General features: G+C 55.1%; 12 protein-coding genes. 9 read left to right on the top strand and 3 right to left on the bottom strand.

Annotation, left to right across the window (positions count from 1 at the left end; genetic code table 11):
- Nucleotides 1-244 precede the first annotated feature (244 nt).
- The 6 genes from IB237_RS18075 (at nt 245) to IB237_RS18050 (ending at nt 6,476) form a co-directional block, all read left to right on the top strand.
- Nucleotides 245-1,516 (top strand): alpha/beta hydrolase, encoded by a 1,272-nt coding sequence (locus tag IB237_RS18075; protein WP_210324024.1) that lies wholly within the window; start codon nt 245-247, stop codon nt 1,514-1,516.
- 59 nt (nt 1,517-1,575) lie between these two features.
- Nucleotides 1,576-3,738, top strand: coding sequence for a mechanosensitive ion channel family protein (locus IB237_RS18070; protein ID WP_192490085.1), 2,163 nt, complete (start codon nt 1,576-1,578; stop codon nt 3,736-3,738).
- A 227-nt stretch (nt 3,739-3,965) separates the two neighbouring features.
- Nucleotides 3,966-4,613, top strand: coding sequence for a MarC family protein (locus IB237_RS18065; protein WP_192490084.1), 648 nt, complete (start codon nt 3,966-3,968; stop codon nt 4,611-4,613).
- Nucleotides 4,614-4,701: 88 nt separating this feature from the next.
- The gene (locus IB237_RS18060) at nt 4,702-5,121 is read left to right on the top strand and encodes a hypothetical protein (protein WP_371815353.1); all 420 of its coding nucleotides are present in this window, start codon (nt 4,702-4,704) and stop codon (nt 5,119-5,121) included.
- 328 nt (nt 5,122-5,449) lie between these two features.
- Nucleotides 5,450-5,653, top strand: a complete 204-nt coding sequence (locus tag IB237_RS18055) for a hypothetical protein (protein WP_192490082.1) — start codon at nt 5,450-5,452, stop codon at nt 5,651-5,653.
- A 121-nt stretch (nt 5,654-5,774) separates the two neighbouring features.
- Nucleotides 5,775-6,476, top strand: a complete 702-nt coding sequence (locus tag IB237_RS18050; protein WP_371815352.1) for an SDR family NAD(P)-dependent oxidoreductase — start codon at nt 5,775-5,777, stop codon at nt 6,474-6,476.
- A gap of 303 nt (nt 6,477-6,779) precedes the next feature.
- On the opposite strand, the gene IB237_RS18045 is transcribed toward IB237_RS18050, so the two are convergent.
- Nucleotides 6,780-7,778, bottom strand: coding sequence for a GlxA family transcriptional regulator (locus IB237_RS18045; protein WP_192490081.1), 999 nt, complete (start codon nt 7,776-7,778; stop codon nt 6,780-6,782).
- 229 nt (nt 7,779-8,007) lie between these two features.
- On the opposite strand from IB237_RS18045, the gene IB237_RS18040 reads away from it, so the two are divergent.
- Nucleotides 8,008-8,844, top strand: coding sequence for an alpha/beta fold hydrolase (locus tag IB237_RS18040; protein ID WP_192490315.1), 837 nt, complete (start codon nt 8,008-8,010; stop codon nt 8,842-8,844).
- A gap of 125 nt (nt 8,845-8,969) precedes the next feature.
- On the opposite strand, the gene IB237_RS18035 is transcribed toward IB237_RS18040, so the two are convergent.
- Nucleotides 8,970-10,829, bottom strand: a complete 1,860-nt coding sequence (locus IB237_RS18035) for a heavy metal translocating P-type ATPase (RefSeq protein WP_192490080.1) — start codon at nt 10,827-10,829, stop codon at nt 8,970-8,972.
- Between the two features lie 760 nt (nt 10,830-11,589).
- Here IB237_RS18035 and IB237_RS18030 point away from each other — a divergent pair.
- Together IB237_RS18030 and IB237_RS18025 are read left to right on the top strand one after the other, a co-directional pair.
- A complete protein-coding gene (locus tag IB237_RS18030) occupies nt 11,590-11,799 on the top strand; it encodes a cold-shock protein (RefSeq protein WP_192490079.1) in 210 nt (69 codons plus the stop codon).
- A gap of 159 nt (nt 11,800-11,958) precedes the next feature.
- Nucleotides 11,959-12,234 carry a hypothetical protein gene (locus tag IB237_RS18025; RefSeq protein ID WP_192490078.1) on the top strand — a complete coding sequence of 92 codons (276 nt, stop codon included), beginning with the start codon at nt 11,959-11,961 and terminating at the stop codon, nt 12,232-12,234.
- A gap of 197 nt (nt 12,235-12,431) precedes the next feature.
- Here IB237_RS18025 and IB237_RS18020 read toward each other — a convergent pair whose 3' ends face one another.
- Nucleotides 12,432-13,433, bottom strand: a complete 1,002-nt coding sequence (locus IB237_RS18020) for a sensor histidine kinase (protein ID WP_192490077.1) — start codon at nt 13,431-13,433, stop codon at nt 12,432-12,434.
- Between the last annotated feature and the right edge of the window lie 805 nt (nt 13,434-14,238).

Raw genomic sequence — 14,238 nt, 5'->3', positions numbered from 1 at the left:
CGGGTCGTCTCGTTGACACCGGAAAGATGCTCACCCGATCAGGCAACTGGCGCTGACGTTTGATTGCCTCGAACGGTTTCGCAGCTTTCTTGCCTGCAACGAGGAGTGCTGCCCCCCGTAACATACCCGATGTTACGGGAAAGCCGCCCGTCATTCGCATAGATTTTCCTGGTGCCGAAAATGGTGGCGAAAAGTTCTGGCAGCTAGGGCAGGTGAACGAGTGAACAGCGCCGAGACAAACGAACTGCGAGATGGACGCGTTCCCTGTCGAGTGGAATGGCTTGTCGCATGCACGGTTATTGCCGCGCTCGCCGGGTGTGGCGGCCACGCCAAAAACGTTCTCGTCCCGGTTGCTGACAGCGCACCGAACGCCACCAGGGTCGACATGCTGGTTACAACAACCCGCAGCCGCTCAACGGTGAGAGGCGAAATGTTTACCGGCGAACGCGCCAAGGTTCCGTCTTTCGCGGAGATCACCGTCTCCATACCGCCAGGCAATGCCAGAAAGATTGGCGAGGTTGCATGGCCGAAGAGGTTACCCTCCAATCCAGCGACCGATTTCGCCACATTGAAGGCAAATGAGATCAGTCGCGACGATGCCAGAAAATGGTTGACCGCTTCAGTGCGCAAGAGCCGTGACGGAAGTGTGCTGGTGTTTATCCACGGCTTCAACAATCGTTTTGAAGACTCGGTCTATCGCTTCGCCCAAATTGTCCAGGATTCCGGAATTGCCAGCGCTCCGGTTCTTGTTACCTGGCCGTCGCGCGCAAGCCTACTCGCTTATGGTTACGACAGGGAGAGCACCAACTACACGCGCAATGCCCTGGAGATGCTGTTTCAGTATCTGGCCAAAGATGTACGGGTGAAGGAGGTTTCCATCCTCGCCCACTCCATGGGCAACTGGTTGGCCCTTGAGGCGCTTCGTCAGATGGCCATCCGTAATAACGGCCTTCCAGCCAAGTTCGAGAATGTGATGCTGGCATCGCCTGATGTCGATGTCGACGTCTTTCGACAGCAGATTTCCGATATGGGCAAACAGCATCCCAAGTTCACATTGTTTGTCTCCCGGGACGACCGGGCACTGGCCGTGTCCCGCAGGGTGTGGGGCGACGTCGCAAGGCTTGGTTCCATCGACCCCGAGCAGTCTCCTTACAAGAAGGAACTGGCTGAGAGCCAGATATCCGTTGTTGATCTGACCGCGATCAAATCCGGCGACAGGCTCAATCACGGCAAGTTTGCGGAATCTCCCGAGATTGTTCGTCTTATCGGTGCGCGGATTTCCCAAGGACAGACTTTGACGGACAGCAAGATTGGCGTTGGGGACACAATCCTCGCGGCAACCACAAGCACGGCAGTTGCGGTGGGCAGCACCGCCGGGCTGATCCTTGCCGCTCCGGTTGCCGTCGTCGATGCCAACACAAGAGACAACTACGCCGGAGGCGTTCAGTCCCTCATTGGCCCGCCTGGAACGACAGCGCATTCATCAAACTTGCAACGCACCGAACAACACGACTGAGGCCGATTGAGGTCGCGTGTCCTCTAGAGGCACGCCGAACGATAACAATAGGACAGAAAATGGCATGGCGCCTGAATTTCCTGCTGATCAAACTGTTTCTCACCGCGGCTGCCCTGGCGGTTACGACACTGGCTTGGATGTCAGCGGCAGCAGCACAAGCGCCTGCTCCTCTGGCGGAGCAACCCGCCAGTGTCCAGCGTTTTATCGGCCTGATGTCAGATCCTGACGTTCAGAAATGGCTGCAGGGCGTCGCTCGCGAAACAGAGACTGCTACGGTCCCAGCGACTGCCAGCCAGGACTCGGCGTCGTCGTTTGCCGGATCAACGATGCGTTTTCGCGCCCACGCCGCTTCGATGGTTGCAGCTGCGCATTCTTTTCCCTCCGAGGCGATCCGGGGCGCGGCTTTGCTTGAGCAAGACGTCAAAGCAATTGGCGGAACCCGGCCCATCGTCTTGCTGGCCGCTTTCGTTGCCGCAGGATTGGGGGCGCAATGGTTGTTCTGGCGGTTCAGCGCTGGTTGGCGGTCATGGATGGCCGGAGCATCAGTCACATCCGTTTGGCACAGGGTCGTTGTCATAACTGCCCGGCTTCTCTGGGCGGTTTGTTATGTCCTGTCGTTTGGTCTTGGCAGCATAGGGTTCTTCCTGCTTTTTGACTGGCCGCCGATCATCAGGGAAATCGTCGTCGGCTTTCTGTTCGCTGTTGTCATCTACCGCCTCGCTTGCGCTTTGCTGGATGTATTTTTGGCGCCGCGTTCAAACGAACAAGACCGTTTCCGCGTGGTCCCGATCACTAACGAGGCGGCAGGCCACTGGGCAAAACGACTCAGCTATCTCATTGGCTGGTACGCCTTTGGCTGGGTGACAATCCGGCTTCTTGGTACGCTCGGCCTATCGATCCCATCGCGTCAGCTCGCTGCCTACTTTCTGGGGTTCATACTGTTGGGCATTGCCATTGAGGCGATATGGCGACGCCCGCCCGGTTCATCCACTCAACAGACGAGCCGGATCAGCCTGCATGGTCGGAACTGGCTTTGGACTGCCTATTTAACAGGGATATGGCTGCTGTGGGTGGCTGGCGCTGTCGAGCTCTTTTGGGTCATGGTGGTTTGCGCCGCATTGCCAGGGGCGATCGTTCTTACAAAGGCGTCCATCAATAACATTCTGCGCCGTTCAGAAACTGATGAAGATGGGCGCAGCCGCGTCACGGTGCTCTCGGTCATCGTCGAGCGCGGGATACGCGCAACCCTGATCGTTGCAGCGATCGTTTTCCTTGCAAATATCCTGGATGTCCGGCTGACGCAGATGACAATGCAGGATTCGCCCGCGCTCCGTCTTGTACGTGGAGTGTTGAGCGCCGGCATTATTCTTCTTGTCGTCGACTTGGCATGGAATATCGTGAAGGTTTTGATCGACCGGAAGATGGGAGACACCGATGCAGCGCTCGAGATAGGAAGTGAACGCGAACGACGCCGCACCCGCCTGAGAACTCTGTTGCCCATCCTTCGCAACTTCCTGATGATTTTATTCGCCGCGATTGCAATCATGATGGCTTTGTCGTCACTCGGCATTGAGATCGGACCGCTGATCGCTGGCGCCGGCGTCGTGGGCGTCGCCATCGGTTTCGGCGCGCAGACCGTCGTAAAGGATATCATCAGCGGCATGTTCTATCTCCTCGATGATGCCTTCCGGATTGGCGAGTACATTCAAAGCGGCAGCTACAAAGGCACTGTAGAGGCGTTCAGTCTCCGCTCCGTAAAGCTAAGGCACCATAGGGGGCCTATATTCATCGTCCCGTTTAGCGAACTGGGCGCCATCCAAAACATGAGCCGCGACTGGTCAGTGGTCAAATTCCTGCTGTCCGTGTCCTACGAATCCGACGTCGCCCAAGTCAAAGCAATTACCAAGTCCGTAGGCAAAGCTCTGCGAGAAGATCCCGAGTTCCAGCCGTTCATCATTGAGAACCTCAAGATGAAAGGCGTCGAAGAGATCAGCGATTATGGAATCAAGTTGAGCTTTGGAATGACGCTAAAGCCCACCCAGCTGCAGTCGGCAATCCGTCGCAGAGCTTATGCGATGCTTCGCGAAGCATTCAACGCACAAGGCATCAAGATCGCCGTTCCGACCGTGCAAGTCGCTGGCGGTAAAGAGGACGGGCTCGCAGCCGTAGCTCAGCAGGCCCTTGCGAAACAAACTGTGGTGGCTGCGCCCGGGCCGACTTGAACGGGAACTTCGCCCAGTTGCATCGAGACCAAGGATCATGGGGAGGACATGAAATGAAAATCTCAAAAACAATGTCAATCTGTCCGGTCTGCCTGCCTGCCAGCTCGCCGAGTTTCTTGGATGTTTGCCCGCCCTGATAAATTCACGGCGAGCAATGCACACGTCTTACGACCGCTTGAAGTGATGGAGCGGCAGCGAAAAACAACCACCAACCAAGGGGATATTCCATGGACTTCAACACTATCGACGCCACGCTCGTCGGAAAGCTTCTACTTTTGCTGTTGATCGGTATGGGGCCGAAAATCGCCCTCGTTCCGTTTTTGGAGAAAACCCATAGTTTCGATGCGGCGACCAAGGTGCGCATCGGTCGCCAAATGGTGCTGACAGCACTTGTCACAGCGTTGATCCTGTTTGCGACTGGAGCACTTTTGATGCGGCTTCTCCACATTACGGGCGGCGCTGTCGCGGTGGCCGGCGGCATCATTCTCGCACTCATAGCGATCAAGATGGCGTCCGGACCAACGGACAAGCCACATGACGAGCTTACCGCTCCGATCGATCCCGACAAGCTCGCGGTGTTTCCGCTCGCCGTTCCCTATCTGCTTAACCCCGTTGGCATCACCGTCATCATTCTCGCATCTGGAGAAGTCGTTTCGGTCGCCAGCGCGGTGGTCGTTGTCGTTCTTATCATTGTCGTGGCAGCTTTCGACTATCTCGTCTTCACCAATACCGACAAGCTTTCCAAACGGATGAAACCGGCCAGTATGGTCGTTTCAGAGGTCGTATTCGGTATTCTCCTGACCGCGGTTGCAATTCAGCTGATCGTCAGCGGACTCGGACGTTTGGGTATCATTACGGCGCCAGCAGCTCATTGAAAAAGGTGCGAGGTCCTGCACAGACCAACGGGAATGCGAATGGATGATTGATCGGACGAGAAATGCTTTCGCTTACGGAGCACTCATTGTGCTTCAATCCCTGGCCGTCGCATTCCTGCTTCGGACTATCTTTCCGATATTCTATTACGTGGTCACACATCTTGGCGAACGCCAGGAACTGCCCGTCTCTACGTTGCTGTTAATCCTCGCGGCTTCTCTTGTTTTGCAGGCAAGTTATTGGACGCGGCTTCGGTGGGTCGAAGTCCCCTCGCCTTTCCGCTCCACATTGCTGTCTCACGTGCTTTCCTTCGCTGCGCGCCTCGCATTCCTGTTCGGTGGCGTGCTGTTTTCGACGATCTTCTTTCGGCACTTGCCGGAAACCGAAGCGCTGCCGCCGCTTGGACAGGCAGTACTGCACGGTGCATTGATCCTGTTGGTGTTGTTCGGGTTCTTTTGCTACTCGGTCGAACTCGAAAGGCTTGCAAAAGCGATCGAGGATCCGACTTGAGGCGATAGGCGGCTTTGCACGTTCACTCGTGAAATCCATGCTTGGCGAGAGAACCTACCTTTCTGGCGACAAGATCGAGGCCGCGTAGATTTCATCGAGCTGCGACAAGCAGCAGCAGGCTTTCCGCCAAGCGCCGAATTCGTCCGCTGCGCAGTAGGCAACGAGAGGTCGAGGCCTTTCGGCTGGTTCTCACTAAAGGCACGCGCGAGCGGTATTTTACGATTTGCGGCGAGACTGTAGGCGTCCCGGATCTCTGACACACGCGCATCATTGGTAATCGAGTTGGTGCCCTTCGACCGGAAAACTGGGCATTGTCTTGGAAGGTACAATGGACGACCTGGATATCAGAGTGTTGATCCCAACCATCCGCTCATCGGAATGGAGTGCAGTGCCGCAGGCCGTCCGAATGAAAAGCATGCAACCCACCCGCAATCCAGAGCTGTCGTGTGTTGCTGTACGCGCAAAGGAATTTGATATCAGAGGTTTACACCAGCGCCTGAACATATCAAATTCGATCCAAGCCTCGCGCTAACGGGGCGGCTATCATTGAGCAACGCAAACGGTCAACAGTCTACAAACAGGGCACATTCTGCTCCAAGCGATATGGTAGGCCGGAAGCACGGCTTAACCGACACGTATCTCGGGAATTGCCTATGCCTGAAATGTCTTCACTTCCCGACAACTATACCGCTCTGGTCATAGGCTCGAGCGGTGGGATAGGATCGGCCATACGACAGACACTCAGTGCGGATCCGCGCTGCAATGAGCTCATCTGTATGTCACGCAGTGAAGACGGGCTGGATGTTACCGAAGAAGCATCGGTCGTTTCTTGCGTGCAAAAGATCGCCAGCAAAAAAATCCATTTGTTGATATGTGCGACGGGCGCTTTGACGATCAATAGTGTTGGCCCCGAAAAAACAATCAGGCAGCTCGATCCCGAGGCGATGACAGCGCAGTTTCGGTTAAATGCCATCGGGCCTGCACTTGTAATGAAGCACTTTCTTCCGCTCGTTGATCGTAAAAAGCGTGGAATCTGCGCCTTCCTATCGGCAAGGGTTGGCTCGATCGGAGATAATCGCCTTGGAGGGTGGATTTCCTATCGCTCATCGAAAGCCGCTCTGAATCAAATCATCCGTACTGCGTCAATCGAGTTCAAGCGCACGCATCCTGACGCGGTGCTAATAGGTGTCCATCCTGGGACAGTCGAAACCAGCCTGTCGGAGCCGTTCTCGCGCGGGCGTGAGAGAATGCGACCAGATGATGCGGCAATGAGGATTCTGGAGGCGCTGAACGCAGTTGCCAGTACGCAAACGGGAAGTTTTATCGCATACGATGGCTCATCCATCGAGTGGTAGTGCAGGCATTCGACAGCGAATAAAGTCCGCTTAAATATCTCCGAGATGGATATGGAAATGCGATCACTTCAGGTGCCTGGAATCAACAAGAAATGGCGGTGAGCTGGAATTTAGCGGCAGGGACGTTTTTATCAGTCCGTATCGAGCATTTGCTGTCTCACGGTCGGGTAGCGCTCTCTCACTTCGATCATTCGATGTCCAATCACAAACTTGCCGGGATGGGGGAGAACGCACCGAATTTGAGGCAAGCCGAGAGAGAACATGATCGCTTCGCGAGCGGTAAGTTTCTAGACCGCAGAACAATCATACGCGCGCGTCACCGCGATAGACATTTGGCGTAGCGCCAGTCAACCTGCCAAATACCTTTCGGAAGGCAGCTGGATCAGTATAACCAACCGCCCAGGCAATGCTCTCGACAGAACCATTCGTCGTCTCAAGCAATTGCCGCGCCTTCATGATGCGCACATTTTGCAGATATTCGGTCAGTTTGAGCCGTGTCGCACGCAAAAATCGGCGCTGGAGTGTCCTTTCGGACAGATGCACGCTGTCTGCCAGCTCACCGATCGATTTTTGCAGCTCAGGCGTCGCATGAAACTGGTGCTGGACCTGCAGGACCTCCTTATCGCCATGATCGAAGCGGGGAAGAAAAGCCTTGTACTGGCCCTGACTGCGACGCGGCGGGTCAACGACAAGAAAGCGTGCCGTCTCAAGCATCACCGCCTGCCCGAGCAGCTTCTCGACGAGGAGCAGACCAAGATCAGCCCAGGCCAGAATTCCGCCAGCGGTGATGACATCGCCATCATCGATGATCATGTTATCGGGTGAGACCTCAATCTTGGGAAACTGTTCAGCAAGCCTGTCTGCAAAAGCCCAGTGGGTCGTGGCGCGTCGGCCGTCGATGAGCCCGGTCTCAGCAAGGACAAACGCCCCGGCACAAATCGAACAGACGGTAACGCCGCGCGCATGCTGGGACGCGAGCCATTGCGAAGCCGGGCTCATGCTTTGCATCTTCTCAGGCATGATGATGCTAGGCGGCGCGATGACGTAGCTCAACGCGTGTGGGATGTCAGGGCTTGAATCCCATATGCAGGATACGTCACCACCCTCCATCTTCCAGTGACTTACCCGAATGTTGCGATAAGTTGTCGGCACCTGCAGATTTGTCGACCAGTCGTTGGCGACGCGAAACAGATCGGTCAGTCCGTAGACGGCAGCCAGCTGACAATCCGGGTAAACCAGTAAGCCCACCTCTATAAAATCAGGTGTTTTGGTATTTGCCACTTTTGCCTCGGATAAAGTCATTTCCGCCACGTGTTTTCGATAGAAGATCGCGATACCTTCTCTTTGTCAAATACGGAATTCGCAGACAAAGCGCGACAGGAGAAATGCCATGACATCTGATACAAACCGGTTTTTCGTGTCGAGACGCAGCGTACTGATCGGAAGCATCGCCCTTGCCAGCGTGAGCGTTCCGGCGACCGGCTTCTCGCAAAACTCTTCCACCAACAGTTTATCACAAGGAGATATCGACATGGGCTTTGTAACAACCAAGGACGGCACCGAAATTTTTTACAAGGACTGGGGTCCAAAGGACGCGCAGCCAATCGTTTTCCATCATGGCTGGCCGCTGTCGTCGGATGACTGGGACGCCCAGATGCTGTTCTTCCTGTCGAAGGGCTACCGCGTTGTTGCTCATGACCGTCGTGGTCATGGTCGCTCGGCACAGGTGGCGGACGGTCACGACATGGACCATTATGCAGCCGACGCATTTGCTGTCGTCGAAGCCCTCGATCTGAAGGACGCCGTTCATATCGGCCATTCAACCGGTGGCGGTGAAGTTGCCCGCTATGTTGCAAAACATGGTCAGCCCGCCGGTCGTGTTGCCAAGGCTGTTCTGGTTTCTGCGGTGCCACCACTGATGTTGAAAACCGACGCCAACCCTGAGGGTCTGCCGATCGAAGTGTTTGATGGCTTCCGTTCCGCCCTGGCTGCCAACCGCGCCCAGTTCTTCCGTGATGTACCGTCTGGTCCTTTTTACGGTTTCAACCGTGATGGTGCGACGGTCCAGGAAGGCGTTATCCAGAACTGGTGGCGTCAGGGCATGATGGGTGGCGCAAAGGCCCATTATGATGGCATCAAGGCTTTCTCTGAAACCGACCAGACAGAAGACTTGAAGGCGATCACCGTTCCAACGCTTGTTCTGCACGGCGAAGACGACCAGATCGTACCGATCGCAGATTCTGCCCACAAGGCGATCAAACTTCTCAAAAACGGCACGCTCAAGACCTACCCCGGTTTCTCTCACGGTATGTTGACGGTTAATGCCGATGTTCTCAATGCCGACCTGTTGGCCTTCATTAAGAGCTGATCTTGGGGAAATTTTGCAGCAACCGTTGCTGCGATCGCCAAGCCACGGAAGCGAGAGAGGAGCGTTGACGCCCCTCTTTCGCAACCGTCTCTCAATTGATTATGCCGCCCGACGCCTCCGCCGCTCTATCGTGTGCTTTCTTGACCCATTCGAGGTTGAATCGCGAGAACGCGCAACGCGTTGAGGATAACAGCCACATCGATCAATTCCTGAGTAACAGCGCCCTGTACCGGCGTTAAGTATCCAAAGGCTGCCGCGATCATTCCGATAGTCGACATTCCGATACCGGCCACGACACTTTCGAGCGCTATACGCCGCGCGCGTTGCGCAATTTCGATACCCGGAAGCAGGCGGTCAAGATGATCGACGAGAAGAACAATATCCGCAGCCTCGGCTGATGCAGCGGCTCCACGAGCCCCCATGGCAACGCCAATATCCGCAACAGCAAGTGCCGGTGCATCGTTAACACCGTCTCCTACCATCATCACCAGCCCGTTCTTGCGTTCAGCAGTCACAAGAAGGACTTTCTCGTCTGGCGTTAGATCTGATTTGACCGCGTCAAGCCCCAGGTTTTTTGTAACATCTTCCGCGACTGCCTTTCTATCGCCAGTGGCTAGCAGGATACGGCGTATACCGAGTTGACGCAGGTTTGCTATAAGCTCTGCGACACCTGTCCGAAGAGCATCGGCCATGGTGATGTAGCCAGCAATTTTATTATCGACTGCAAGCGCGACAATTACCGCACCAACATTCAAGATCGGGCTGGGAATAGGCGCTGCGCCGATTTGCTGATTGACGAATGAAACTCCTCCCACACTGACCAGGTGACCTGAAACGGTTCCGCAAACTCCCTCTCCAGGACGCTCCGTAACGTGATCTGGCGCTGGCAACATAACACCCTTGCGGTGCGCCGCGGTGACAATCGCCACGGCCATCGGATGCTTTGACGCCTGTTCAAGAGCCGCAGCGAAATATAAAACTTCATCCTCCGACATACCGTTGCATGGTTCAATCAACACGATCTGTGGACGTCCATCTGTCAGTGTACCGGTTTTGTCGAGAACCACTGTCGTGATCCGTGCCAGGACTTCCAATGGCTTTGCGCCCTTGATGAGAACACCAAAATGCGCCGCCCGCGAAAGCCCAGCCACGAGAGCGACAGGTACGGCAAGGATTAACGGGCAAGGCGTTGCCACGACCAACACCGCCACTGCCCGGACAGGATCACGCGTGAGCCACCATGCAGCTGTTGCGAGTGCAATTGTCACCGCGAGGAAAAGCATTGAATATTGGTCCGCAAGCCGCGCCATCGGTGCCTTGGATGCTTGCGCTGCTTCAACCAGCCGGACGATCCCGGCGTAAGTGCTGTCAACCGCCCGACGCCGAACACGCAGGTCAAAAGGCTCACCCGCATTCGTACAGCCGCTCATCAACTCGTCACCATGCACAAGTCGCACGGGCATTGATTCACCCGTGATGGCAGACTTATCGACGATCGCCTGCGCGCCCTCAATATATCCGTCTGTCGGCACGATAGCGCCCTGATGAATGAAAAGGAGATCGCCTGGTTCAATCGTGTCGAGCGCGACAACCTCAAGAGTGCCATTTGCATGGCGCGTGGCGGTTCTGGGAACCCGGGCCAGTAGTGTGCTCATTTCGCGCCTGGCACGGCCTTCTGCGAAGTTCTCAAGAAAAGTACCGCCGGCATACATTACGGCGACCACCGATGCGGCCAGCGTTTCGCCGAATAACAGCGCTGCCGACATCGAAAGCGCCGCGACAATGTCCAGCCCGACTTCACCTCGCCAGAGACTTCGAAGGATTTCGACGACAAGAGCAATCAAGACCGGAATAACCCCGACCCGCCAAGCAAGGACGGCCATATCGGGCTTGTCGTCTGCGAAAAAAACCAGCCCACTTACGAGACCGAGTATCGCAATCAAGAACAGCACAGTTTTGAGGCGGTCATAGGTAAAAGAGAACATGAGTTCCTTTCATCGCCCCTTCGAGCGTGTGGATAGTGGTCCTGCCGTCTTTCTATTTGGTTCAACTGCTGGCTTGTTTGTCGTGCTGTCACGAATTGCCAATTCGAAGCTTTTTTCGTGCAGTCGGTATGCAGCTCTAACAGCCATGAACATACCAGAGATGCGCGTCCGCGGCACCAGCGGGAATGGTGCAATTCTAAGGTTACTCTCGCCGGGAGGCTGGCATCCGGCATCTCAGCTTATGAGGTCATCAAGTCTCGCTCAAAGCTGACTGAGCTGTCATTAGCGATTTCTGGATTAGCGAGCACTCGCCTTGAAGAAGCGGAATACACGTACACTTATCTTACGGCATAAGTCGAAGAGCCGAACGGACAAAGTCATTTTCTAGAGTTGTTTCGCCTGGTGTCCAAACATGCGTGCGTATTTTTCCCTCTGCCAGGAAACCTGCTCGAGAGGTACCAACTACTCTGGTATATCTGAACCGCCGCGTGGAACTTTGCCAGGCAGCGTGAAAGGTCAGGAAGCGTGCGCTGGGCGAGAATACATCCTTAGATAGAGGTGCGGAAATGGTCGCAAAACTAAAAGTTGACAATCAGATTAAGATCCACTATCTATCCATTATCGATATTTTCTTGCTGAGCTTTGGTTACCGCGCGATTAGCACCGCGCTTTCAACGAACCCTCCCTTTAAAACAATCGTTATCATCATCCGCAGCGCAGTCGCGCTGAGGTCATCTATATTGCTATGAAAGGGTTCATTATGATCACTGGCACAGTTAAATGGTTTAATTCCACCAAGGGCTTCGGCTTCATCCAGCCTGACAACGGCAGCGCTGACGCGTTCGTTCACATCTCTGCCGTCGAGCGCGCCGGAATGCGCGAAATCGTCGAAGGCCAGAAGCTCAGCTACGATCTGGAGCGCGACAACAAGTCCGGCAAAATGTCGGCTTGCAATCTTCAGGCTGCTTAAATCGGTATCTGCTTTCCTTTGACCACGGATGTACTGGCACTGTTGAAAGCACAATACCTACTGAGGTCAGGCAAGTTGCCTGGCCTTTTTTTTGCCTGATGACACCGCAACTGCGCGGGTGGCCCAGGTGGCCAGTGGCCGCAATAACAGGAGTTCTCGATGACGAACCAAGCCAACGAACTTCAGGCAATCAACACGGCGTGGCAGATTGCCGTGCAGGAAATTCTGCGGATGGTCGTTCGAGACCTGTACAAATCAGGGGATGAGGCGTCCTTCCAAGCGCATATCAAGAGAGTTGAAGAGGCCGCCGTCGACAGCATCTACACCGGACTGATGCTTCGCGGGACTGATGAATGGACGGAAGTGCTTGTCAAGGAAAAGGCCAGTAACTTCGTCACGACGCTTTTGACGTCCTTCACTTATGACAAGGTTTAATCATCGCAAGCGGTTCGCCTGGTTCCATGGAGAGCCATGACCGTGACGACGCGCTTAAAAAACAAGTTTGTCGCTAACAGTTTTTCCACCCGCCAGTCTGTTTCAAAACTCACTTAACGGACGGTCATTCTCCAACAACGGCAACCCCTAGGCGAGAAGATACCGTTAGCCTGTTGGTATGACCAACCGTTTCACATTCAGGCTGTTAGCCGACTTTCCTTTACCCGGAGCGTCACGACAACTCCCCCTTCAACCCAGTTAAAGTCAATTGACCCTCCCAGCTGCCCTGAGACGGTTCGATGCAGCAATTTGCTGCCGTAGCCTTCGGCAGTCTTCGCCGCACCAACACCATCACAGCCGTGCTCGCTCCAAACGATCTCGATGTCGTCTTTGGCTGATGCCCCGGAAATGTCGAGGGACCCCGTTTCGTTTGAAAGGGCACCATACTTCAGCGAGTTCGTTGCCAGTTCGTGAATGATGAGCGCAAGACTTGTCGCGGCCCTCTCCCCAAGCCCCATGCGTGGAACTGCAACGCGGATACGCCCAGCGAAAGCACCATGGTCGTCGTATGGCGCCAACAGCACACTAAACAGATCACCCAGCAAAGCCGCGCGCCCCTGACCATCCGGAAGCGGGCGGACAAGCTCATGGGCCCGTCCGAGTGCGGTAAGGCGCTGCGTCAACTGCTTTGCCATCTCCTCCTTCGTTTCAGTTGAACGCGACGTGATGCTCGTGAGGCCGGAAGCCAAAGCGAGCAGGTTCTTAACGCGGTGGCTCATCTCACCGGCGAGCAGCTCATGGCTTTCCTCCGCCTGCTTGCGCCCCGTTACGTCAAGAAAAATTCCAGTCGTTTTTTTTGTTGCCGTATCGCCGTCGTTCCCCTGGCCACGCGCGGAGATCCATCGGACATCAGAGGCGGTCGTGAGGATGCGGAAATCGATTTCAAAGGGCCCATCAATCGCACGAGTGGCAACAAACGCCGCCCTGACGCGGTCTCTGTCCGCAGGATGGACCTTCGCTGAAAGATGCTCGAAGCTGAGATCCGTTTCTTCTGGTATGTCCCAAAGTTCGTATGCCTTGGTGTCCATGACGAACGTATCGTCGTCCAGCATCCAGGTCCAAAGCGCGACCCCCGCCGATTTAATAGCCCGGCTAAGCTCGTCTGCACTCCATTCAGGCTGCGACCTTGATGCGCTCATCGTAAATCTCTTTTGACAGATGCCACTCACTATTTTCAGGACTAGCGGGCCGGACTAAGGTTATCAATGGCCTATGCAGGCTTTGTGATACCAAGACCAAAGGCTTACACATTGAGAAGCGGCGCAGGATGCCTCTGTCAACGACGACAAATGGTGCGATTGAAGCGATATAGGCGCGCGCCGATCCCGCTGTGCTTTGGTAACATGATCTCCGCGCACGCAAATGCAAAGTCACATCGATGCCGGCGGCGTGCGATAAGGTAGCGCCTCGCGGTTGCGCTGTGCAGATAGCAGGCGCTTTAATTCTGTCGGGAGTTTGAGCACGTACACATCGCGACCCAATTGGTCGGAGCGGCCATGGACGCCAGTGGCGTTCTTGGCGAAAGGCAGGTGAACCGTCCGCTGGGCTTGCCTCCATCCCTAAATCACGCCAAAGGGCTCCCCGTCTGAGTGCCTTATACCACCGATACCCAACAGGCGCTTTGACCTGAACGGGATCCTGAAATCTTGTTTGCAATTTGATGTCTTTGCAGCTTGGGAAGTGACGATCTCCTCAGAGATGAAATGAGGACGCGAATGAAACAAAAACAAATTTTTAAACCCCTGTCTCCCTTTTTCGCCCCGCAGCGATGGCCGCGCTCTATCCGAAGCGCCAACCGGGCGTTCCCCTCACAGGAGCCTTGGATCAGTCAGAGGACAAATCCGTCCACCAGAGTTCGTAGCGGTAAAACAGCACGGTTTTTGTCTTAGCTTAAGTTACATAATCTCCTATTCTTCAATCCGGCTTGCCACTCCAGCCTTGATT

Origin of the sequence: Agrobacterium sp. AGB01, assembly GCF_014851585.1 — a bacterium.
In the GTDB taxonomy this organism is placed as follows: domain Bacteria; phylum Pseudomonadota; class Alphaproteobacteria; order Rhizobiales; family Rhizobiaceae; genus Agrobacterium.
The sequence above is the reverse complement of the archived record's forward strand: the minus strand, read 5'-3'. Positions and strand labels throughout refer to the sequence as shown.

Excerpts from the sequence above, each read along its gene's own strand:
- IB237_RS18070 (WP_192490085.1), top strand. The coding sequence starts at position 1,576 with ATGGCATGGCGCCTGAATTTCCTGCTGATCAAACTGTTTCTCACCGCG.
- IB237_RS18065 (WP_192490084.1), top strand. The coding sequence starts at position 3,966 with ATGGACTTCAACACTATCGACGCCACGCTCGTCGGAAAGCTTCTACTT.
- IB237_RS18055 (WP_192490082.1), top strand. The coding sequence starts at position 5,450 with ATGGACGACCTGGATATCAGAGTGTTGATCCCAACCATCCGCTCATCG.
- IB237_RS18050 (WP_371815352.1), top strand. The coding sequence starts at position 5,775 with ATGCCTGAAATGTCTTCACTTCCCGACAACTATACCGCTCTGGTCATA.
- IB237_RS18045 (WP_192490081.1), bottom strand. The coding sequence starts at position 7,778 with ATGACTTTATCCGAGGCAAAAGTGGCAAATACCAAAACACCTGATTTT.
- IB237_RS18040 (WP_192490315.1), top strand. The coding sequence starts at position 8,008 with ATGGGCTTTGTAACAACCAAGGACGGCACCGAAATTTTTTACAAGGAC.
- IB237_RS18035 (WP_192490080.1), bottom strand. The coding sequence starts at position 10,829 with ATGTTCTCTTTTACCTATGACCGCCTCAAAACTGTGCTGTTCTTGATT.
- IB237_RS18030 (WP_192490079.1), top strand. The coding sequence starts at position 11,590 with ATGATCACTGGCACAGTTAAATGGTTTAATTCCACCAAGGGCTTCGGC.
- IB237_RS18025 (WP_192490078.1), top strand. The coding sequence starts at position 11,959 with ATGACGAACCAAGCCAACGAACTTCAGGCAATCAACACGGCGTGGCAG.
- IB237_RS18020 (WP_192490077.1), bottom strand. The coding sequence starts at position 13,433 with ATGAGCGCATCAAGGTCGCAGCCTGAATGGAGTGCAGACGAGCTTAGC.